Genomic DNA, 20,647 nt, shown 5'->3' with positions numbered 1-20,647 from the left:
AGGGAAAACGTCATGTCCGGCTTCGCCGCGTCCCGGCATTCCGGCGGAACCGCCGCCCCATCCGCCATGCCCTGGCGCGGCTGAGGGAGGCGGGCCATGCCCCTCATCGACCGGAACCCGCGCTATGCCTGGCGCCGCCCCGCCGCGGTCGGGCAGGCGGCGGCCGAGGAAGCGCCGGTCGTCATCCTGGGCGGCGGGCTGGTCGGGCTGACGCTGGCGCTCGATCTGGCCCGGCGCGGTGTGGTCTCCGTGCTGCTCGATGACGACGACACGGTCTCGGTCGGCAGCCGCGCCATCTGCTGGGCCAAGCGCACGCTGGAGATCATGGGCCGGCTCGGCCTCGGCCGGCGCTTCCTGGAGAAGGGCATCACCTGGAATACCGGCCGGGTCTATGTGGGGGAGGAGGAGGCCTATGCCTTCAACCTGCTGCCGGAGCAGGGCCATGAATACCCGGCCTTCGTGAACCTGCAGCAATACTATGTCGAGGCATGGCTGGTCGCGGCCTGCGAGGCGACCGGCCGCGTCGACCTCCGCTGGCGCAACAAGGTGACGGCGGTGGAGAACCGCCCGGACGGCGCCCTGCTGTCGGTCGAGACGCCGGACGGTCCCTATCGCCTGCACGCCGCCTGGCTGCTGGCCTGCGACGGGGCCCGCAGCCTGGTGCGGGAGCAATTGGGCCTGCCCTTCCTCGGCCAGGTCTTCCGTGACCGCTTCCTGATCGCCGACATCGTCATGCAAGCCCCGTTTCCCGCCGAACGCCGCTTCTGGTTCGACCCGCCCTTCCATCCCGGCCAGTCCGTGCTGCTGCACAAGCAGCCCGACGATGTCTGGCGCATCGACTTCCAGCTCGGCCCGGATGCCGACCCGGAGGAGGAGAAGCGGCCGGAGAAGGTGCGCGCCCGCGTCGCGCAGATGCTGGGGCCGAAAGTCCGCTTCGAGCTGGACTGGGTCAGCGTCTACACCTTCCGCTGCCGGCGGCTGGAGCGCTTCCGCCATGGCCGCATCCTCTTCCTCGGCGATGCCGCCCACCAGGTCAGCCCCTTCGGCGCCCGGGGCGGCAATGGCGGCGTGCAGGATGCCGACAATCTCGGCTGGAAGCTGGCCGCCCTGCTGGCGGGCGAGGCGCGGGAGGCGCTGATCGATTCCTACGATGCCGAGCGCATCCCGGCGGCCGAGGAGAACATCCTGAACTCGGCCCGCAGCACCGATTTCATCACGCCGAAGAACGCGGCGGCGCGGGCCTGGCGGGATGCCGTGCTGGCCCTCTCGGCCCGGTATCCCCTGGCGCGGCCGCTGGTCAATTCCGGCCGCCTCTCCCGCCCCGCCCTGCTGCGCGGCAGCCCGCTCTCGACCCCGGGCGGGGAGGAGACGCCCCTGCCGCCCGGCGCCCCCGCCATCGACGCGCCGGTGCTGGACCGCGGCCGGCCGGACTGGCTGCTGCGCCACCTGAACGGCCCGGCGGAACAGGGCGCCTTCACCCTGCTGGCCCTGGCCGGCGAAGGCGCGCCGCCGCCGGCGGTGCCGGATGGCCTGGCCCGGGTGGTGGTGGGGGAGACGGAGACCACCGGCGCGCTGTTCGACCACAGCGGCCTGGTCGCCCGCCGCTGGGGCCTGGCGCCGGGGGAGGCGGTGCTGCTCCGCCCGGACCAGCATGTCGCCGCCCGCTTCCGCCACCCCGATCCCGCCGCCATCGCCGCCGCCCGGGCCCGGGCGCTGGGAAGGGCCGCATGACGCTCGCCACCGAACCCCGGCTGACCGATCCGGACGGTTTCTATGCCGCGCTGATGGAGGCGCATCGGGGCCTGGACGATGCCAGTTCCCGCCGCCTCGATGCCGCGCTGGTCCTGCTGCTGGCGAACCAGATCGGCGACGCGGCCGTGCTGCTGGAGGCGATCCGGCTGGCGCGGGAGGCAGTCGCGCCCGCGCAGGCGGCGCCCGGCGCCCGGGGCTGACACCGGCGGCGGACGCCCCGATGGCCGCCACCCCGATGCCAGCCCCACAGCGGATTGCGTTCGGAACCGAACGCCGATCCGCTGCGGTTCATCGACGGCAGAGCAGACTCACGCGCCCGGCCGCTACGCCGGCCTGACCTCGATCGCCGCCCGCGCCACCAGGTCGTCCGCCGCCGGGCGCATCGCCTCGGGGTGCGGCTTCGCCGGCCCGGTCGGGCGCTTCTCCCACACCACCGCCTCGCGCACCGTCACGGCGAAGCCGGCGCGCCGGAACCGCCGGACCATGGCGGAGAGGCCAAGCCGGTTCACATAGACCCCCGCGCGCCCGACCAGCGGGCTGGCCCAGAAGGCGTCGCTGAAGCGCAGGTGCTGCAGGCCGCCGCCCAGATGATCCTGGAAATCGATGAAATGCAGCCCGACCCCGTCCGGCGCCGTCACCCGCCGCAACTGCTGCAGCAGCGGCACCAGCTCCTCCCGCCGGACATGCTCCAGCACCGCCTCGCTCACCACCAGGTCGATGCTGCCATCCGGGATGGCGGCGAGCGCGCTCGCCCCCCCGAACAGCAGCGTGGCGCCGCAGCGGGTCAGCACCGTGTTGCGGTCGGCGCAGCCCGCCAGGTCGGGGGCGGGCACGCCCTGCGTCCAGGCCAGCGCCGCGGCCGAAAGATAGGGGCCGGGCGCCTTGGGCGCGCAGTCCACCGGATCGACGAACCAGATCCGCCGGGCGCCGAGCCCGGCCAGCACCGGGGCGCGTACCACCATGCCGCCCGGTCCAAGCTCCAGCACCGTGCGCGGGCGGCGGCCGCGCAGGGCGGCGGCCTGGTCCATCCAGGCGCGCGGCGCATCGAGGATCTTGCCGGGATCCGTCGCCCCGGCGGAATGCCGGCCGATGCCGAGTGCCCGGGCGCGCGCGCCATGGATGCCGAGGGCGGCCAGGCCGAGCTTCAGCCCGAGTTTCACCCACCAGGGGACCGGCACCCCCCGCGAAAGGCCGGTCGGTGCCGGCACCGTGCGCTGCGGCCTGGCCGCTTCCTCCGTCCGCTGTTCCATGGATCGCGGGCCGTCCCGTTTCTTGCTGCAGGCATAGAGCAGAGGCTCTCCGGCAGGAACGCCCGGCCGGGCGAATCCGCCAGGGAAACACCCCGCGACGACGCGCTGCCGCCGGCGCTGCGGGTTTGCCCGGCGGTGCCCTGCGGGCCTATCCTGGCCCCGGCCTTGTGCAGCCCGGACAGACTGCCGATTGCCGGCCCGCGCCGCGCCTTCCGCCCTTGCCGAGGATCACGGCCCACCGACAAGGGTGGCAGGGCGGGCGGGGCGCCGGGATGGATGGCTTGTGTCCCGCGGCGCCGGCAGGAGAGATGCGTGAACCCGATCGACCATATCCGCGGCTTCCATGACCAGCTGACCGCCTGGCGCCGCGACTTCCATGCCCATCCCGAGACCGGCTTCGAGGAGCACCGCACCAGCGCGCTGGTGGCCGAACGCCTGGAGTCCTGGGGCATCGAGGTGCATCGCGGCATAGGCCGCACCGGCGTGGTCGGGGTGCTGCGCGCCGGATCAGGATCCCGTGTCGGTTTCGGCAACGGCAACCGCGCCATCGGGCTGCGCGCCGACATGGATGCGCTGGACATGCCGGAGGCGAACACCTTCGCCCACCGCTCCACCGTGCCGGGCAAGATGCATGGCTGCGGCCATGACGGGCACACCACCATGCTGCTCGGCGCCGCCCGCTACCTGGCGGAGACCAGGAATTTCGACGGCACCGTCCACTTCATCTTCCAGCCGGCCGAGGAAGGCCAGGGCGGCGCCCAGGCGATGATCGCCGACGGGCTGTTCGAGCGCTTCCCCTGCGATGCGGTCTATGGGCTGCACAACCGCCCTGGCCTGCCGGTCGGGCACTATGCCATCCGCCCCGGCCCGATGATGGCGGGCTGCGCCTTCTTCGACCTGCATATCCATGGCAAGGGCGGCCATGCGGCGCGGCCCGAGGCAACGGTGGACCCGGTGGTCTGCGGCGCCCAGATCATCTCCGCCTGGCAGAGCATCGTCGGGCGCAATGTCGCGCCGAACGACACGGCGGTGATCAGCGTGACGGGCTTCGAGGGCGGCACCGCCTACAACGTGATCCCGGAGCGGGTGGCGCTGCGCGGCACGGTGCGCGCCTTCCGGACCGGGACGATGCGCCTGCTGGAGCAGCGGATGCGCGCCCTGGCGCAGAGCATCGCCACCGGCTTCGGCGGCACCGCCGAGCTCGACTTCCGCGAGATCACCGTGCCCGTCGTCAACGGCGCCGAGCAGACCGCGCTGATGGCGGATGCCGCCGCCGCCCTGGTGGGAGAGGCGCATGTGGACCGCGAGCGCCTGGCCGCCATGGGCTCGGAGGATTTCTCCTACATGCTGGCCGAGCGGCCGGGCGCCTATATCTATGTCGGCAACGGCCCCGGCGCGGGCGGCTGCGAGCTGCACAACCCCGCCTATGACTTCAACGACGCTGCCATCCCCTATGGCGCCGGCCTGCTGGCGGCGGTGGTGGAGCGGGAGCTGAAGGCCATGGGCTGAGGCCGGCGCTGCCGATCACAGTATCCGGCGGGATTGCAGGCAGCCCGCCGTTCCCGCCGCGCTGCCGCTTAGACTTCCTCCCGCAAGGCGGCAGCAAGCCGCCGGCGGGAGGCAAACATCATGACCCGATATGGGATGACGCGGCGTGCGGCGCTGCGGGCAGGCCTGGCGGGCGCGGCCGGGGCCGCGCTGCCGGTGTTCAACGTGCATGGCCAGGGCTCGGCGGGGGTGCTGCGCTGCGGCTTCTGGGACCACTGGGTCCCGGCCGGCAACGGCGTCATGCGCGAGCTCTGCAAGGAATGGGGCGACAAGAACCGGGTCGATGTGCAGATCGACTTCATCACCTCGGTCGGCAACCAGACCCTGCTGACCATCGCGGCCCAGGCCCAGGCCCGCAGCGGCCATGACATCCTGGCCTTCCCCACCTGGGAACCCTCCGCCCATGCCCGGCTGCTGGAGCCGGTGGACGACGTGGTCGGGCGGCTGCAGCAGAAATACGGCGCCATCACCCCGGCGGCGGAATACCTGGCAAAGCGGGAGGGCGCCTGGCGCGGCGTGCCGGCCATCGCCGGCACCCAGATCAAGCCCGCCTGCATCCGCTTCGACCTGTTCCAGGAGCATGCCGGGATCGACATCCGCAGCATGTGGCCGGCCAGGCCGGAACGCGGGCCGGGCGCCGAGACCTGGAACTGGGATACTTTCCTGACGGCGGCGGAGAAGTGCCACGCCGCCGGCTTCCCCTTCGGCCTGCCGATGGGCCAGTTCTCCGACGCGGTGGACTGGGTCGGTACGCTGTTCCGCAGCTTCGGTGCGCAGATGATGGACGAGGACGGCAAGGTCACCGTCCGCAACAACCCGAAGCTGCGCCAGGCGGTGGAGTACTGCATCCGCCTGTCGAAATTCCTGCCCAACGACGTCTGGGCCTGGGACGACGCCTCGAACAACCGGGCGCTGATCTCCGGCCGCAGCGCGCTGATCTTCAACCCGCCCTCGGCCTGGGCGGTGGCCAGGCGCGACAACCCGCAGGTCGCCGAGAAATGCTGGTACGCGCCCTTCCCGGCCGGACCGGAAGGCCGCTTCGCGCCCTACCTGCCCTTCTTCTGGGGCATCTGGAGCTTCTCGCGGAACAAGACCGCGGCCAAGGGGCTGATCGAGTTCCTCTCCGAGCGCACGAGCGCCGAGCGGCAGACCACCATCACCAGCGGCTACGACATGCCGCCCTTCCAGAGCATGTCCGACTTCAAGGTCTGGGAGACGGAGGGCCCGCCCACCGGCTTCGCCTACAACTACCCGAACAAGCCGCACCAGCAGGGGCAGTTGCACGTGACCTTCGCCCCGGCGCCGGCCGAGATCGCGGTGCAGGCCTACAACCAGGCGATCAACACCAAGATGATCGCGCGCATCGCCCAGGGCGGGCAGAGCATCGACCAGGCGATGGCCTGGGCGGAAGGGGAGCTGCGGAACTTCGCCCGCGGCTGACCCGGGCCGGCCGGGCGCGCCACACGCCCGGCCGGCCTGCCGCCATGGCGGCCTGGCTTCGTGCCTGAAGGCAGGCCGCCGCGGCTTATGGTTTGTGGGGCGGCTTCACACCCCCGGTCCTTTCCGTTCCGCGGCGATCCGCTGCAGCTCCTTGTTTTTCGGGAAGATTCACGCCACCGGGCGTTCGCGCCCCTCCGCGATCCGCTCTACACCAGCGGGCAGCCGCCTTCCGCCATCGGCCGGAAGGCCTGGTCGCCCGGCACGGTCTGCAGGACCTTGTAGTAGTCCCACGGCCCCCTGCTCTCGGCCGGCGACTTCACCTCCAGCAGATAGGCCGGGTGGAGCTTGCGGCCATCCGCCCGGATGGTTCCCGGGCCGAAGGCGTCGTCGTCGCAGGGCATGGCCTTCATGCGCGCGACCGTGGCGGCGCCGTTCGCCTTCGCCGCGGCCACGCCCATATCGGCCACCGCCTTCAGGTAGTGCATCACCACGCCGTAGCAGCCGGCCTGCACCATGGTGGGCGGCGGGGCGTTGAAATTCTGCTTCAGGCGCTGCGTCAGGGCGCGGGTGCGATCGTTCAGGTCCCAGTAGAAGCTCTCCGAGCAGACCAGGCCCTTCGCCGTCTCGAGGCCCATCGAATGCACCTCGGAGATGAAGAGGATCAGCGCCGCGATCCGCTGCCCGCGCCGCTGCAGGCCGAACTCGGCCGCCTGCTTCACCGCATTCGCCATGTCCACCCCGCCGAAGGCGAGGCCTACGACCTTGGCGCGGCTGGCCTGGGCCCGCAGCAGGAAGGCGGAGAAATCCGTGGTGCCGGGGAAGGGGAAGCGGGCATTGCCCAGCACCTTGCCGCCCTCGGCGGCGATGATCTTGCCGCCCTCCACCTCCATCGAATGGCCGAAGGCATAGTCGGCGGTCACGAAGAACCAGGTGTCGCCGCCCTCCCGCACCATCGCGCGGGCGGTGGAATTCGCCAGCATCCAGGTGTCATAGGTCCACTGCACCGTGTTCGGGCTGCACTGCGCCCCGGTCAGTTCCGCCGTGCCGGGGGATGATGCGAGGAAGACCTTGTTCTTCTCCCGCACCACGCCGTTCACCGCGAGGGCGGCGGAGGAGGCGGGCACGTCGATCAGCGCATCCACCCCGTCGCGGTCGAACCACTGCCGGGTGATGTTGGTGGCGACATCCGGCTTGTTCTGGTGGTCGGCCGCCACGACCTCCACCTTCAGGCCGAGCGGGGCCGCGTCCTGCACCGCCTGCCGCACCGCCAGCACGGAATTCGGGCCGGAGAGGTCGGCGAAGGGCCCGCTCATGTCCGAGATGATGCCGAGGCGGATGGTCTGCTGGGCCTGCGCCCGGCCGAGGCGCGGCAGCGCGCCGAAAGCCGCGCCGCCGAGCAGCAGCGCGCGTCGATCGAGGATCATGATGGTCGCTTCCCCCCGGCGGCACGGGCAAGCCCGGGCGCCGCGGCCGCCGTCGCGGTGCCTGGGCCGTCAGCGGGTGGAAGCGGCGATCAGCCCCTGGCGGCCGGCGGGTCGCAGGGCGTGGTGCCCATCGGGCCCGGGATCGAAAGCTCGAGGATCTCCACATCGTCGGAGGTGGCGATCTCGTTGTGCTTCATCTCGCCCGGGATCAGCCCGGCATCGCCCGTCTCCATCCGCGTGCGCGTGCCGTCCTCGAACTCCAGCTCGACCCAGCCCTTCAGCACATAGATGAACTGCGCCTGGCAGTGGTGGACATGCCAGCCGGTCGGCTCAGTCATGCCGGTGATCGCCTCCATCACCTGCGCGCGCATGGTGCCGCCGGTCGCGTCGGAGACGCCGAGATCGCGGTAGCGGAAGAATTTCCGCCGCCCCTTCACGAAGGGCGTGTTCTCCTTCTTCGCGATCACCAGCTTGACATCGGGGCGCGTGGCGCCCGCCGCATTGCCGTCCATGGTCCGTCCTCCGTCGGTGTCTCGCGCACCGTGCTGGAAAGGCTACACCCCAGGGCCCGGGCGGCAAGCGGATTCCGCCCGCCCCGCCCGCTTGCGCCGCCCGGTTGAGACGGCAGCGCTGGGCGATACACTTCTGGAGCAGATCGCGGACCGGCGGGAACGGGGCAGCCCGCAAGGTTCGCGGAGCAAAACCAGCGGGGTGCCCCGTCGCCGGGGAGCGGAAATCTACTCTGCAATCCATGACCTGCAGCCGCCGCAGGCGGCTGAGCGCCCGAGGCCGCATGAAGGCGTCAGCATCTATGCGGGTTGGTATGAATACCATCCGCTGCAGCAGCCGGAGCAAACCTCGGCCGCCAATATCGGCTTCAGGAGGACCTCCACCAACGGCCGTTGATGGTGGCCCAGTCAACGGCCCCTCCATCGCCGGGCGGTTTGCACCGCAAAACCTGTGGCAACGCCATACCTGCGGCGGACAGCCCGGCCGCCGCAACCGGATGCCAGCGGCGCCGCCCGGCGCAGCGCATCGGCGGCGGCATGCACAGTGCCCGCAGCCCGGGGCGGCAGGCGCGCCCTGCCGCCCCGCGCGCCGCCTGCTACAGCCGCACCTCCTTGCCCATCAGCACCTCGTACACCTTGAGCATCGCGGTGCTGTCGAGCCCGCCATGGCCCAGCGCGCGGCCCATGCGCATCAGTGCCAGCGCCTGCGGCGCCATCAGGCCGGGCACCCCATGCTCCGTCGCCAGGTCCACCGCCAGGCCCAGATCCTTGTAGGCGAGGTCGAGCGCGAAGCTCGCCTTGAACTCCCCCTTCAGCCCGCGCGCGGCGAGGCCGCGGAAGCCGACGCTGTCGCCCGAGCCGTTCTCGATGATGTTCACCAGCTTCGTCAGGTCGATGCCGGCCATGCGGCCGATCATCATGCCCTCGGCCGCGACCGCGATGTTGCACAGCACCAGCATGTTGTTGATCAGCTTGGCGACCGAGGCGCTGCCGACCGGCCCGACATGCACCAGCGTGCCGCTGAAGGCGGCAAGGATGGCGCGGTGCTGCTCGAACACCGCCTCCTCGCCGCCCACCATGACGACGATGCTGCCATCCACCGCGCGCGCCACGCCGCCCGTCACCGGCGCGTCCAGCAGCGTGATGCCCCGCGGCGCCAGTTCCTCGTGCAGCCGCCGCACCACGGCGGGCGCGTTGGTGCTGAGGTCGAAGAACGCGGTGCCCGGCCGGGCCGATGCCGCGATCTCCGTCGCCACCGCTTCCACATGCCTCGGTGTCGGCAGGGAGGTGAGGATGACGTCGCAGGTCCCGGCCAGCGCGGCGAGGCTCGCCGCGGCGGTCGCGCCCTGCTCCGTGCAGGCGCGCACCGCCTCCGGGTTCAGGTCGTGCACAACCACCTCGTGGTTCACGCCCTTCACCAGGTTGCGGCACATCGGGCCACCCATATTGCCGAGGCCGACGAAGCCGATCTTCATGGCGCTTCCTCCTCCGCGCCCGCTGCCGGGGCGCTTGCTTGCAGCGCATCAGGGCATCGCAAGGCGGGCGGCGCAAGCGCGGGCCCTTCCGGCGCGGCCTCGGGCCGCTCTAATCTCGACCGCGTGAAATCAGGCAGATCGCGGCCGGGCGCGCTTTCCCGGATGGGTGCATCCGCCCGACACACCATGACCTGCGCCCGGACCCTGCCGTGACCTGGGACACCGTCACCCCCTACCACCGCGGCTTCCGGGAATTCGCCGAGACCTATGAGGCCTTCGGCTTCGAGGAGGTCCATGCCGGCGCCCTTCCCTTCCTGCCGGCCAGGTCCGGGCTCCTGCTCGATGTCGGCGCCGGCAGCGGGCGCGATGCCGCCTGGTTCGCGGCGCGCGGCTGGGAGGTGGTGGCGGTCGAGCCCGCCGCGGCGCTGCGGCAGGAGGCGGCACGGCGTCACCCCTCCCCGCTGATCCGCTGGGTGGATGACCGGCTGCCGGCGCTGGCCAACCTGCACCGCCTCGGCCTCGGCTTCGACCTCATCTGGCTCAGCGGCGTCTGGATGCACATCCCGCCGGAGGAGCGGCCGCGCGCCATGCGCAAGCTGGCGACGCTGCTGAAGCCGGGCGGTCGGATGATGCTGACCCTGCGCCACGGCCCGGCGCCGGAGGACCGGCCGATGTGGCCGGTGGACGCGCATGAGGTGGAGCGGCTCGGCCTCGACCACGGCCTTGCGCTGCGCGTGGCGACGGAGCGGGTGGAGGACCGGCAGGGACGGCGCGACGTCCGGTGGCAGACCGTCATCCTGGATCTGCCGGATGACGGGGCGGGCGCGCTGCCCCTGCTGCGCAGCGTGATCCTGCGGCAGGAGAAGGCTGCGACCTACAAGCTCGCCCTGCTGCGCTGCATCGCCCGCATCGCCGATGCCTCCCCCAATGCGGCGCGGGAGGCGGGCGGGCATGTCGAGCTGCCGCTTGGCCTGATCGCCCTCTACTGGGTCCGGATGTTCAAGCCGCTGGTGGAGCGCGGCCTGCCGCAGCGGCCGGGCGAGGGCATGGGCTTCGTCACGCCGGCCTTCCGCGCCCTCGCCCCGCTCGCGCCGCATGACCTGCGGCCGGGCGCGCGCTTCGCCGGCGATCTGGCGGCGGCGCTGCACCGCGCCCTGGCGGATGCGGCGCGGCTGATCGCCACCATGCCGGCCACCCACCTGACCTTCGCCGACGACACGCCGGTCTTCCCAACCACGCCGCGCCGCCCGGAGCGCGCGGGCGAGGCGCTGACCCTCGGCACCGGGCTGCTGTGGTCCTACGGCACCACGGCGGTCCCGCTGCATGTCTGGCACGCGCTGCGGCGCATGGCCGCCTGGATCGAACCGATGCTGGTGGCCGAATGGGTGCGGCTGACGCAGCTCTATGCCGATCGCGCCGGCCGCCCCGTGCCGGCGGATGAGGTGCTGCGCGCGCTGCGCTGGCTGGAGCCGGAGCGCGACACCAACCTGGTCCGCGCCCTGGCGGAGCGGCGGATCACCGAGGGGCGCATGGTCGAATGCGTCTGGAGCGGCCGCCGCCTCGGCGCCGGCGCGCTCGATATCGACCACTGCCTGCCCTGGTCCGCCTGGCCCTGCGGCGATCTCTGGAACCTGCTGCCGGCGGTGCCCGCGGTGAACCGCAACGGCAAGCGGGAGAGGATCGTCGCCGCCGGCGCGCTGACGGAGGCCCGGCCGCGCATCCTCCGCTGGTGGGAGGAGGCCTATCTGGAGGCCGGGCCCGTCATCCGCACCCGCTTCCTGGAGGAGGCGCGAACGACGCTGCCCCTGCCGCAGGACCGCGAACCGGCGCTGGAGGAGCTCTTCGCCGCGCTCGATTTCCGCCGGCTGCGGCTGCGGCAGGAGACGCAACTGCCGGAATGGGCGGGCGTGCCGCGGTAGCGGCGCGAGGGAGGCGCTTGCCCCTCCCTCCTGCCTCGGCGGCAATGCCGCCGGCCCGCGAGGGGCCGTTGGAACCTGCAGGTCAGCGGAGCCCGAGGCTCCCTTGGCGGCAGCCTCGGGCGTCGGGAAACCCCTATGGGGACCCGGTTCGGTCCCCGGCGGAGTTCAAGGGAGGCGGCGTCCCCGTTACGCGATCCGTGCCGCCGATGCCTCCTCCCGCGCCGGCAACCGCGTCACCGTCCGCCGCGCCGCGATCAGCCCCTTCATCTCCGCCCAGGTGCGGTCCCAGGAAAGCTGCGCCAGCCGCCGGTCCACCTGCTTCAGCCAGGGCCCGCGCGGCCGCGCCAGCACCGCCTGCAGCGCCGCGGCGAAGGCCACCGGATCGGCCGCGATCTCCACCAGCCCCGGCCCGCCGGCCTCCTTCGGACCCCAGTCCCGCAGCACGTCAGTGATGGGCGTGGAGACCACGGGCAGCCCGGCCGCCAGGAATTCCGGTGTCTTGGTCGGGCTGATGAAGCGCGTGCTCTCGTTCCGCGCGAAGGGCATGAAGCCGGCATCCCAGCCCGCGAGATAGTGCGGCAGCTCGGCGTAACGCTTCCCGCCCAGCCAGTGGATGTTGGGCAGGCGCGGCAGGCCCTCCGGATCGATCTTCACCACCGGCCCGATCATGGCGAAGGTCCAGTCCGGCCGCGCCGCCGCCAGGGCCGCGACCAGCCCGAGGTCCATCCGCTCATCCACCACGCCGAAGAAGCCGATGCGCGGGCGCGGCAGCGCCGCCTGGTCGGCCGCATCCGGCTGCGTCACCCGCGCCGCGGCGAAATGCGCGGCATCGATCGAGGAGGGGAAGCAATGCACCCGCGGGTGCCGGCCGCGCTTCGCCTCATAGAGGCTGCGGCCGCCGGTGAAGACCAGGTCGGCGCGGCCGAGCAGCGCGCGCTCAAGATCCAGCATGCGCGGCGGCGCGCCGCGGAAGGCGGAGAGCTCATCCATGCAGTCATAGACCGTCAGGTCGGGCCGCAGATGCGCGGCGAATTCCAGCGCCATCGGCGTGTAGAACCAGGCGATCATCTCCCGCCCCGCCTCGGCCTCCAGCAGCCCGTCCAGCAGGCTGCGCTGGGCGGCGGCGATGGCCGGGCCTTGCAGCCCCTCCGGCAGCAGCGGCACCGCCACCGTCACGCCCTCCGGCACGCGGTGCAGGTCCAGCCGCGGGACGATGCCGGGCTGGAAGAGCGGCTCCTCGAAGAAGATCACGTCATGGTCACGCGCCGCCCGCGTCAGCAGGTGCTGCGGCCGCTGGAACACGAAATTCCAGCGCAGATGCGAAAGGCAGAGCAACAGCGACCGCCGGGCGGGCTGGGAAAGGGCCGAAGCGTGGGCAACGCTGCCCGGCAGGGCATCGGTCATGCGGAATCCCTTCCTGATCTGACCAGACGTCGGGGGCCGTCGGACGGGAAGTGCCGACGGAGCAGCGAACCCGAATGAGGGCCTTGATGTCCTCGGGCGGCAATGATTCGCTGTGCAACCGTAACGCGCGCTGGCCAGACCGGGTTCCTATCACGCCTGCGTCGGCGGGACCGCCAGCGGCAACGGCGCAGGCCTCATGCCGGCGGGGCGGGCACCTTGTCGCGGTAGTTGCAATGCGCCGCGGTCACGCAGCGCCAGCATTCCGGCGCCCGCGCCTTGCAGACATAGCGGCCGTGCAGGATCAGCCAGTGATGGGCATCCCGCAGCAGCTCCGGCGGGCAGCGCCTCACCAGCGCATCCTCCACCTCCCGCGGGGTCTTCCCGGGCGCGAGGCCGGTGCGGTTGCCGAGGCGGAAGATATGGGTATCGACCGCCATGGTGCTCTCGCCGAAGGCGACGTTCAGCACGACATTGGCGGTCTTGCGCCCCACCCCCGGCAGCGCCTCCAGCGCCGCGCGGTCGCGCGGCACCTCGCCGCCATGCCGCTCCACCAGTTGCTGCGCCAGCGCCGCCAGGTTGCGCGCCTTGGCCTGCCACAGCCCGATCCGGCGGATATGCGGGGCGATGCCCTCGGCCCCCAGCGCCGCCATGGCGGCCGGGGTCGGCGCCGCGGCGAACAGGGCGGGGGTGCACTTGTTCACCGCCGCATCGGTGGTCTGGGCGGAGAGCACCACGGCCACCAGCAGGCTGAAGGGATCCCCATAGAGCAGCTCCGTCTCCGGCGCCGGGTTGGCGGTGGCCAGGGCCCGGATGAAAGCCGCCGCCTGGTCGCGCGACATCAGCCGCGCCCGGCGCGGGGCGCGCGCCGAACCGTGCAGGGGCGGGGCCTCCCGGGCCGATTGACGCGGCATGGCTTTCTCTCCGACGCTGGCGGGAAGGCCGATCCATCCCATGTCACGTGCCTGATGTCAGCCCATCCCGACCGCATCCTGTTCGAGGCCATCTGCACCCCGGCGCGCAGCCTGAGTCGGCGCGGCATGGCCTGGGTGGCCGGCGCCGTGCTGCTGGTCTCGGTCGCCGTCGGCCTCGGCTTCTCCGTCTTCGGCGCCTGGCCGGTGCTGGGCTTCACCGGGCTGGAAGCGGCGCTGCTGCTCGGCCTGATGGGGCTGCACCGGCGCTGGGCGGCGCGGTCCATGGAAGTCCTGGTGCTGACGGAGGAGCGCCTGCTGATCCGCCGCACCGATGCCCGCGGCCGGCGGGAGGAGCTGGTGCTGGACCCCTACTGGGCCCGGCTGCGGCTGGAGGAACGGCCGGGCCGGGTCAGCCTGCTGGTGCTGCGCCAGCGCCAGCGGGAGGTGGAGATCGGGACATTGCTGGGCGAGGAGCAGAAACGCGACCTGGCGGCCGCGCTGGAGGCCGCGCTGCGCCGCTACCGGGAGCCGGTTTTCGACAACCCGCAGTTACGGGAGGAGTGATACGACCCGGTTGGGGCCTTCACCGCCGGTGCCCGATGGCCCGGCCGCCGGCGCATCCTATTCGGACGGCGTCAGGCTCTTGATCAGTTCGAAGACGCGCTTGCGCACGGCCGGCTCGGTGATGCGGTAATAGGCGCGCACCAATTCCAGCGTCTCCCGCCGGTGCAGGGTATCGTCGTCGAAGCCTTCCTGCTGCTCCGCTAGGCCATAGCTGCGGCGGGCGGCGCTGGCGCCGCCACCGCCGAGCGCATCCGGCATATCGTCGAAGAAGAACCCGATCGGCACGTCGAGCACGCGGGAGAGGTCGAAAAGCCGGCTCGCGCCGATGCGGTTCACCCCGCGCTCGTATTTCTGGACCTGCTGGAAGGTCAGGCCGAGCGCATCGCCCAGCTTCTCCTGGCTCATCCCGAGCAGCGTGCGGCGCAGGCGGACCCGGGCGCCGACATGCACATCGATCGGGCTGGGGCGGTGTTCCCGTTCGGCGCGCTCGCCGCTTCCGTCGCTCGGCATAGGCCGTTCATCCTGCTGCTGGGCCGGCCCGGACACACTCCGCGCTCAACGCTGCCGCGCTGACGACCCTTCGGGTACCCGCTATACGCGAAGGTTGAGAAATCGTCAATACTGTCCAGATTTCTCAAAAACGATCCCGCATCAAGCTTTCATGTCCGGGGTGGCCCGGTGCCGCGCCACGAAGGCCACCAGCAGGCACAGCAGCGCCGCGAGGCCGGGCAGGGCCAGCCCGAAGCGCGCGAAGAGCGGCGCCGGATCCGCGCCCGGCAGCGGGGTCTCGAGCGTGCCGGTCGCCCCGGTCGGCAACAGGGCGAGCCGGCGGCCGCGCGCGTCGAACACCGCGGAGATGCCGGTCTGCGCGGCGCGCGCCAGCGGCAGACCTTCCTCCACCGCCCGGAGCCGCGCCGCCGCCAGATGCTGCCACGGGCCGGAGGAGACGCCGAACCAGGCATCATTGGTGATGTTCACCAGCCAGTCCGGCCGGGGGGAGGGCGTGACCGCGGCGGGGAAGATCACCTCGTAGCAGATCAGCGCGCCGAAGGGCGGCAGGCCGGGCGGCGCCAGCGTGACCGGGCCGGGCCCCGCCGAGAAATCCATGCCCCCCGCCACCAGCCGGATCGGCAGGATGCCGGAGAGCGGCATGTATTCCCCGAAGGGCACCAGATGCGCCTTGTCATAGACCGCGGGCACGCTGCCGTCGCGCTCCAGCACCGCCAGGCTGTTCCAGACCTGGCTGGCGCGACCGTCCGGCCCCCATTCGGCCCGCACCGTGCCGGCGAGCAGCGTCGCACCTTCCGGCAGCGCCTCGGCCGCCAGCCGGCGCGCCTCCGGGTCCTGGGTCAGCAGGAAGGGGCTGGCGGTTTCCGGCCAGATCACCGCGATGCGCGCCTCTGGATCGACGGCACGGGCGGCCTGCGCCGCCCCCTCGGTCAGCGCGAGGTAGCGGCGGAAGATCGGCAGGCGCTGGTCCTGCCGCCACTTCACCTCCTGCGCCACATTGCCCTGCACCAGCACCAGCCGCACCGGCTGGGCCGGTGGCGCAGGCTGGGCCAGCCGCCAGGTTCCGAAACCGGCGAAGGCCACCAGCGCCAGCGCCCCCGCCGCCCAGTGCCGCCAGCCGCGCAGCAGCGGCAGGCCGGCCAGCAGCATCGTCGCCAGCGAGAGCCCGTGCACGCCGATGAGGGAGGCCGCCTGCACCGGCAGCGCCGCGAAGGCCCAGGCCGTGCCCATCAGGTTCCAGGGAAAGCCGGTGAACAGCACCCCGCGCGCCATCTCCGCCAGCACCCAGGCGCCGGCGAAGCCCGCCACGCGCGGCCAGCCCGCCGGCAGGGCGCGCGCCGCCAGCACCGGGGGAATGGCGAAGAGGCCGAAGGCGATGGCCAGGGCCGGCGCCGCCAGCGGCACCAGCCACCAGAAATTCGCCGTATCCGTCAGGATGGCCTCGGTCACCCAGTAGATGCCGGCCAGCCCCTGGCCCCAGCCCCAGCCGAAGGCGATCCAGGCCGCCCGGCGCCATCCCTGCTGCGCCCCGGCCAGGGCCAGCAGCCCGGGCACCGAGAGCAGCAGCACCGGCACCGCATGCACCGGCGGGAAGGCGAGGGCGGAGAGAAGGCCGAGGCCGAAGGCGAGGAGGAGCTGCCGGCGCCAGGGGAGGGCCGCGAGGCGGTCGGGGAAGGAGCGGAACACGCGCTCCCCCTACCCCTCACGCCCAGGCCGCCGCAAGGGAGGCGCGCGTTACGGCCTGTGCCGGTCCCCGGCAAACAGTGGCAGCAGCGCCGGCAGGGTCAGCATCACCGTCGCCAGCGCGAAGACCAGGCTCATGGCCAGCAGCACGCCCATGCTGGCCGTGCCGGGGTGGCCCGACAGCGCCAGCGAGCCGAAGGCGGTGCCGTTGGTCAGCGCGCTGTAGAGCATCGCCCGCGTCAGGGAGGAAGGCAGCAGCGACCGCTCCCCCTTCCGCCAGGCCGCGACATAGTAGATGTCGAAGGCGACGCCCTGGGCGAAGAGCAGCGGCAGGGCGATGATGTTGGCGAGGTTGAGCGGCATGCCGATGGCGATGCAGGTCACCAGGGTCAGCAGCCCGGCGAGCGCCAGCGGCGCCAGGGCCAGCAGCGCCAGCCGCCAGGACCGCAGCGTGACCAGCAGCAGGACCATGATCAGCACGGTCGCCAGCGCGCCGGCCTTGAGGAAGGCGAGCTGGATGGTGCGGGAGGCCTCCTGGACGGAGATGGCCGGGCCGGAGGCCGCCGGCACCACGGCCTGCACCGCCCGGGCGAAGCGTGCCATGGCCTCCGACCGGTCGGAGAGGTCGCGCGGCCGGACCTCGACCCGTGCCTGGCCCTCGGGCGTGATCCAGTTGCGGACGAGGTCCGCCGGCAGGGTCTCCACCGTCACCGGCCGGGCCGCGAGGGCCTGGCGCAGCGTGTCGAGCGTCCAGCCCAGCCCGGGCAGCAGCGCGGCGGCCAGCCGCTCGCGGCCCGCCGCCGGCCCGGCCGCGAGGTGCTCCAGCGCCGCCGCCAGCCGCCCGGCCTCCGCCGCCAGCGCGCCGCCCGCCCCGCGCAGCGCCGCCGCGGCCCTGGCGAGCGCCGCCCCGGCCTCCGCATCGCTCGGCGGCCCGGCCGTGACGGGCGGCTCCAGCGTCGGTCCCAGCAGGTCGCGCGCATCCTCGATCAGCGCGAGCTTCGCGTCCTGCCCCCCCGGCACGAAGCTCGCCAGGGTCATGCTGCCGGAGACCTCGGGCAGCGCCTCCAGCCGGCGCGCCAGGGCCTGCGCCGCGGGCAGGTCGGGCGCCAGCACCTCGATGGTGTTGGGGGTGGTGGCCGGATCCCGCATCAGCTCGCGGAAGGTGGAGACCGCCTCGGTCTGCGGGTCGCGGAGATTCACCGGGTTGGTGTCGAAGCGCAGCAGCGGCAGCAGCGCGGCGCAGAGCAGGCCGACCAGCAGCGCCGCCAGGGCGACGCCCCGCGCCCGCCGCGCGAGGAAGCGGTCGAGCGGCGCCAGCATGGCATAGCCCACCCCTTCCGGCTCCGGCTTCGGCCTGGTGAAGACCAGCCAGGCCGGCAGGGTGGTCAGGCTGATCACCACCGCGATCAGCATCCCCGCCGCGGCGATGACGCCGAGATCCGACAGGCCCCGGTAGTCGGTCGGCAGGAAGGCGAGGAAGCCGAGGCCGAGGGCGAGGGCGGCGAGCGCGATCCCCTCCCCCGCCATCCCCGCCGCCGCCACCAGCGCCGGGCGCAGCGCCTGGTTCGGCAGCCGGTGCCGCTGCTCCCGCAGGCGGACCGCGTACTGGATGCCGAAATCCACGCCGAAGCCGATGAAGAGCACGGCGAAGGCGATGGAAAGCGGGTTGAAGGGCCCGACGACCAGCAGCCCGAAGGCGGCCGTGACGGGCAGGCCGAGCACCAGCGTCCCGAGGATCGGGAAGATCAGCCGGCCCGAGCGCAGCCCCAGCCAGAGCAGCAGCCCGACCGAGAGCAGGGCGAGGAGGTTCTCCGTGATCGCCCCGCCGAAGACGGTGGAGAATTCCTCATCCCCCATGACCAGGTCGCCGGTCAGGCGCATCCGCACCCCGTTCTCCGGCGTCAGGCCGAGCCGCGCCGCCTCCGCCCGCACCATCGCCGTCGCCGTCGCGGTCGGCGCCAGGGCGCCGTAATCGGGCACCGGCTGCACCAGCACGAAGCGCCGGAGCGCGCGCGGGTCGGGCGCGAGCCCGGTGAAGAGCGCCGCCCAGTCGAGCGGCGCGAGGCGGCCTTCCGCGGCCGCCTCGGCGCTCGCCGCCAGGGCGCCCAGCGCCGGGCGGAGCACGGCCGGGTCGCCCTCGCCCCGCTGCAGCCCCTCGGCGACCAGTTCGAGGGTGCGGGCGACGCCGCGCAGGCTCGGATCGGCGGCCAGCGTCCCGAGCATGGGCTGGGCCGCGATGATCCGCTCGGTCGCGCTGCGGACCTCCGCCTCCTCCGGGAACAGCAGCGCGCTACGGCGGAAGAAGGGGTCGGCATCCGGGCGCGCGACGCGGCGGAACAGCGCCGGGCGGGCGGAGAGCGCCTCGGCCAGCGCGGCCGCCGCGCGCTCCGCCACATCCGGCGTCGCGCCGTCCACCACCACCGCGATGACATCGTCCCGCTGCGGGAAGGCGCGGTCCATCGCGTGCTCGGTCTGCCGCCAGGGCAGGTCCGGGGGGAAGAGCGCGCCGATATCGGTGTTCAGGGCGAAGCGGGTCGCCACCACCCAGCAGGACAAGGCGCCGACCAGCAGCGAGAGCAGCAGCACCAGGCGGGGGCGGTGCGTGCTCCAGCCGACGAGCGCCGAGGCGACCCGGCCGGCCAGGGAGCCCGGCCCCCTTGCCTCCCCCCCGGGGGGAAGACTCCCCCCGGCAGCCCGCCCGGCGGCGTCACGCTTCATGGGAGAGGACCAGCAACAGGCCGATCAGCACCAGGCATGCCGGCCAGATCCAGCGGGCAAGGCGGGCGATGTCCGCCGGGCCACGCAGTTCCGCGAATCGCGCGCAGCCGCCGGCCACCGCCAGCACGGCGAGCGGCAGGTTCGGCAGCCTGACCAGCAGAGCCTCCTTCCCATGGGCGAGGGCCGCCGTCTGCGCCAGCAGCAGCACGCCGCCGGCCAGCATGGCCGAAGGCAGGATGGCGCGGGCCCGGCCGGTGATGCGGCCGAGCCGCGCCCCCCATTCGGCGATGGCGAGGCCCGCCACCAGCAGCCCGGCCAGCAAGGAATGCGCCGCCTCCGGGTCGGCGCGCAGCAGGATGAGGCCGGCGAGCCCGAGGAAGGCCAGCGGCCAGTGCCGCGTGAGCGGCACCCGCCCGGTCGCGTCCAGCAGCGCCGCGAGGCCGGCCAGCAGCAGCACGAGGCCGACCGAGCGGTGGTTGGCCCCGCCCCGGGCGGTGTCCCGGGCCTGGCGCGGCGGTGGCCCCTCGCCCGAAGTGGCGGCCTGCGGCGCCGTCAGGGCCGGGTCTCCATGCCTCGGCCCCTCCGGCCACGGCAGGGCGGGGGTGAAGCGCTGCGTGACCTCGGCCCAGGTCACCCGGTCCCCCGGCATATCGGCCGCCGGCGGCATCGCGGTGCTGGCGGCCGCGGCCGCCAGCACCGCGATGCCGATCAGGATCTCCGATTCGACGAAGCAGCGCAGGCGCGCGAGGCCGCGCTCCGCGCCGGGGAGGCGGTGCAGCAGCAGCCAGTTGGACGCGCCCAGCAGCAGGAGCAGCCCGACCATCACCGCCTTGGTCGCGGACAGGGCGCCATAGGCCGTCTCGTACAGCGCCCCGACCTCCCCGATATAGCCCAGCCAGTAGCCGGCGGCGCCGAGCAGGATCAGCCCGACGCCCGCGGCCGCCAGGGCCGAATAGCGCTGCCCGATGCGGCGGGCGGAGCCGGGGGTCAACCGCAGGCTCGCCAGCAGCGCCGGCAGGCCGCCGAGCCAGAGCGCGGCGCCCAACTGGTGCAGCCCGGTCGCGGCCAGCAGCATCGCCCGGTCCTGCGTGCGCGCCATCGCATGGCTGCTGGCCATCATGCCGGCCAGCAGGGCCAGCGCCGCGGCCAGCAGCGCCGCGCGCCGCGCCGGGCCCGGCACGCCACGGCCCGCCGCCAGCGCCAGGAGAGCGAGGATGGCGGCCAGGGCAAGGGCAGCCGCCCGGACGAAATCGGCGCCCAGCAGGCTGCCAAGGGGCGCATCCAGCGTCGCCGCCAGGACGAGCAGGGCGAGGCCGGCCGAGACGCAGGTGAGAGCCAGGGCGGCGATAGCCGACACTATCGCCGCGCCGCGGCCGATCGCCCGCAGCCTTCCGGCATCCCCGGGCGGCAGCCAGGGCGCGAGCGGCAGGGCCAGCAGCACCCAGAAGGCGACGCTGCCGAGCAGCGCGGTGCGCGCGGCCAGTTCCCCCGCATGCAGCACCACGCCGAAGGCGCCGTGGAGATCGGGGAGGAGGTCCAA

16 protein-coding genes are annotated in these 20,647 nt (G+C 73.1%); 6 read left to right on the top strand and 10 right to left on the bottom strand.

The annotated features are described in order from the left end of the window. The first annotated feature begins 96 nt into the window (after positions 1 to 96). On the top strand, positions 97 to 1,731 hold the full coding sequence (locus tag LHA35_RS00460) for an FAD-dependent oxidoreductase (RefSeq protein WP_226603089.1): 1,635 nt from the start codon (positions 97 to 99) through the stop codon (positions 1,729 to 1,731). Then, positions 1,728 to 1,952 carry a DUF2783 domain-containing protein gene (locus LHA35_RS00455; RefSeq protein WP_226603087.1) on the top strand — a complete coding sequence of 75 codons (225 nt, stop codon included), beginning with the start codon at positions 1,728 to 1,730 and terminating at the stop codon, positions 1,950 to 1,952. Before LHA35_RS00460 ends, LHA35_RS00455 begins: the two co-directional genes overlap by 4 nt. 123 nt (positions 1,953 to 2,075) lie before the next feature. Here the strand turns inward: LHA35_RS00455 and LHA35_RS00450 are convergent, their stop codons facing one another. Beyond that, on the bottom strand, positions 2,076 to 3,002 hold the full coding sequence (locus LHA35_RS00450; protein WP_226603084.1) for a class I SAM-dependent methyltransferase: 927 nt from the start codon (positions 3,000 to 3,002) through the stop codon (positions 2,076 to 2,078). 312 nt (positions 3,003 to 3,314) lie between these two features. Here LHA35_RS00450 and LHA35_RS00445 point away from each other — a divergent pair, with 312 nt between their 5' ends. Continuing rightward, positions 3,315 to 4,511 carry a M20 aminoacylase family protein gene (locus tag LHA35_RS00445; RefSeq protein WP_226603082.1) on the top strand — a complete coding sequence of 399 codons (1,197 nt, stop codon included), beginning with the start codon at positions 3,315 to 3,317 and terminating at the stop codon, positions 4,509 to 4,511. Between the two features lie 120 nt (positions 4,512 to 4,631). Further along, positions 4,632 to 5,990 carry an ABC transporter substrate-binding protein gene (locus LHA35_RS00440; protein ID WP_226603080.1) on the top strand — a complete coding sequence of 453 codons (1,359 nt, stop codon included), beginning with the start codon at positions 4,632 to 4,634 and terminating at the stop codon, positions 5,988 to 5,990. Between the two features lie 206 nt (positions 5,991 to 6,196). On the opposite strand, the gene LHA35_RS00435 is transcribed toward LHA35_RS00440, so the two are convergent. From LHA35_RS00435 to LHA35_RS00425, 3 genes are all read right to left on the bottom strand, one after another. Then, entirely contained in the window at positions 6,197 to 7,414 is a 1,218-nt protein-coding gene (locus LHA35_RS00435; protein WP_226603079.1) for an ABC transporter substrate-binding protein, read from the bottom strand. 89 nt (positions 7,415 to 7,503) lie between these two features. Beyond that, positions 7,504 to 7,926 (bottom strand): cupin domain-containing protein, encoded by a 423-nt coding sequence (locus tag LHA35_RS00430; RefSeq protein ID WP_226603077.1) that lies wholly within the window; start codon positions 7,924 to 7,926, stop codon positions 7,504 to 7,506. Between the two features lie 593 nt (positions 7,927 to 8,519). After that, positions 8,520 to 9,398, bottom strand: a complete 879-nt coding sequence (locus tag LHA35_RS00425) for an NAD(P)-dependent oxidoreductase (RefSeq protein WP_226603074.1) — start codon at positions 9,396 to 9,398, stop codon at positions 8,520 to 8,522. 209 nt (positions 9,399 to 9,607) lie between these two features. Between LHA35_RS00425 and LHA35_RS00420 the strand changes: the two genes are divergently transcribed. Then, entirely contained in the window at positions 9,608 to 11,317 is a 1,710-nt protein-coding gene (locus LHA35_RS00420; protein WP_226603072.1) for a methyltransferase domain-containing protein, read from the top strand. A 186-nt stretch (positions 11,318 to 11,503) separates the two neighbouring features. Here the strand turns inward: LHA35_RS00420 and LHA35_RS00415 are convergent, their stop codons facing one another. Together LHA35_RS00415 and nth are read right to left on the bottom strand one after the other, a co-directional pair. Beyond that, positions 11,504 to 12,721, bottom strand: a complete 1,218-nt coding sequence (locus tag LHA35_RS00415) for a glycosyltransferase (RefSeq protein ID WP_226603069.1) — start codon at positions 12,719 to 12,721, stop codon at positions 11,504 to 11,506. A 194-nt stretch (positions 12,722 to 12,915) separates the two neighbouring features. After that, on the bottom strand, positions 12,916 to 13,560 hold the full coding sequence (gene nth, locus LHA35_RS00410) for an endonuclease III (RefSeq protein ID WP_226603504.1): 645 nt from the start codon (positions 13,558 to 13,560) through the stop codon (positions 12,916 to 12,918). Between the two features lie 126 nt (positions 13,561 to 13,686). On the opposite strand from nth, the gene LHA35_RS00405 reads away from it, so the two are divergent. Beyond that, complete coding sequence (locus LHA35_RS00405; RefSeq protein WP_226603068.1) at positions 13,687 to 14,196, top strand: DUF2244 domain-containing protein; 510 nt, start codon at positions 13,687 to 13,689, stop codon at positions 14,194 to 14,196. A gap of 57 nt (positions 14,197 to 14,253) precedes the next feature. On the opposite strand, the gene LHA35_RS00400 is transcribed toward LHA35_RS00405, so the two are convergent. The 4 genes from LHA35_RS00400 to LHA35_RS00385 all read right to left on the bottom strand — a co-directional run bounded on the left by LHA35_RS00400 (position 14,254) and on the right by LHA35_RS00385 (position 20,647). Next, positions 14,254 to 14,706 carry a helix-turn-helix domain-containing protein gene (locus LHA35_RS00400; RefSeq protein WP_226603065.1) on the bottom strand — a complete coding sequence of 151 codons (453 nt, stop codon included), beginning with the start codon at positions 14,704 to 14,706 and terminating at the stop codon, positions 14,254 to 14,256. Positions 14,707 to 14,847: 141 nt separating this feature from the next. Then, positions 14,848 to 16,392, bottom strand: a complete 1,545-nt coding sequence (gene lnt, locus LHA35_RS00395; RefSeq protein ID WP_226603062.1) for an apolipoprotein N-acyltransferase — start codon at positions 16,390 to 16,392, stop codon at positions 14,848 to 14,850. Positions 16,393 to 16,440: 48 nt separating this feature from the next. Continuing rightward, a complete protein-coding gene (locus LHA35_RS00390; RefSeq protein WP_226603059.1) occupies positions 16,441 to 19,107 on the bottom strand; it encodes an MMPL family transporter in 2,667 nt (888 codons plus the stop codon). After that, positions 19,097 to 20,647: a CopD family protein gene (locus LHA35_RS00385; RefSeq protein ID WP_226603057.1), complete on the bottom strand. Its 1,551-nt coding sequence runs from the start codon at positions 20,645 to 20,647 to the stop codon at positions 19,097 to 19,099. The genes LHA35_RS00390 and LHA35_RS00385 overlap by 11 nt, the downstream gene beginning before the upstream one ends.

It is taken from the genome of Roseicella aerolata (assembly GCF_020523605.1).
Lineage (GTDB): Bacteria > Pseudomonadota > Alphaproteobacteria > Acetobacterales > Acetobacteraceae > Paracraurococcus > Paracraurococcus aerolatus.
The sequence above is the reverse complement of the archived record's forward strand: the minus strand, read 5'-3'. Positions and strand labels throughout refer to the sequence as shown.

What these genes read in the sequence shown, in the direction of transcription:
- LHA35_RS00430 (WP_226603077.1), bottom strand. Translation starts at nt 7,926, where the DNA reads ATGGACGGCAATGCGGCGGGCGCCACGCGCCCCGATGTCAAGCTGGTG.
- LHA35_RS00400 (WP_226603065.1), bottom strand. Translation starts at nt 14,706, where the DNA reads ATGCCGAGCGACGGAAGCGGCGAGCGCGCCGAACGGGAACACCGCCCC.
- LHA35_RS00455 (WP_226603087.1), top strand. Translation starts at nt 1,728, where the DNA reads ATGACGCTCGCCACCGAACCCCGGCTGACCGATCCGGACGGTTTCTAT.
- LHA35_RS00440 (WP_226603080.1), top strand. Translation starts at nt 4,632, where the DNA reads ATGACCCGATATGGGATGACGCGGCGTGCGGCGCTGCGGGCAGGCCTG.
- LHA35_RS00460 (WP_226603089.1), top strand. Translation starts at nt 97, where the DNA reads ATGCCCCTCATCGACCGGAACCCGCGCTATGCCTGGCGCCGCCCCGCC.
- LHA35_RS00435 (WP_226603079.1), bottom strand. Translation starts at nt 7,414, where the DNA reads ATGATCCTCGATCGACGCGCGCTGCTGCTCGGCGGCGCGGCTTTCGGC.
- nth (WP_226603504.1), bottom strand. Translation starts at nt 13,560, where the DNA reads ATGTCGCGCGACCAGGCGGCGGCTTTCATCCGGGCCCTGGCCACCGCC.
- LHA35_RS00405 (WP_226603068.1), top strand. Translation starts at nt 13,687, where the DNA reads ATGTCAGCCCATCCCGACCGCATCCTGTTCGAGGCCATCTGCACCCCG.
- LHA35_RS00425 (WP_226603074.1), bottom strand. Translation starts at nt 9,398, where the DNA reads ATGAAGATCGGCTTCGTCGGCCTCGGCAATATGGGTGGCCCGATGTGC.
- LHA35_RS00415 (WP_226603069.1), bottom strand. Translation starts at nt 12,721, where the DNA reads ATGACCGATGCCCTGCCGGGCAGCGTTGCCCACGCTTCGGCCCTTTCC.
- LHA35_RS00390 (WP_226603059.1), bottom strand. Translation starts at nt 19,107, where the DNA reads ATGAAGCGTGACGCCGCCGGGCGGGCTGCCGGGGGGAGTCTTCCCCCC.
- LHA35_RS00450 (WP_226603084.1), bottom strand. Translation starts at nt 3,002, where the DNA reads ATGGAACAGCGGACGGAGGAAGCGGCCAGGCCGCAGCGCACGGTGCCG.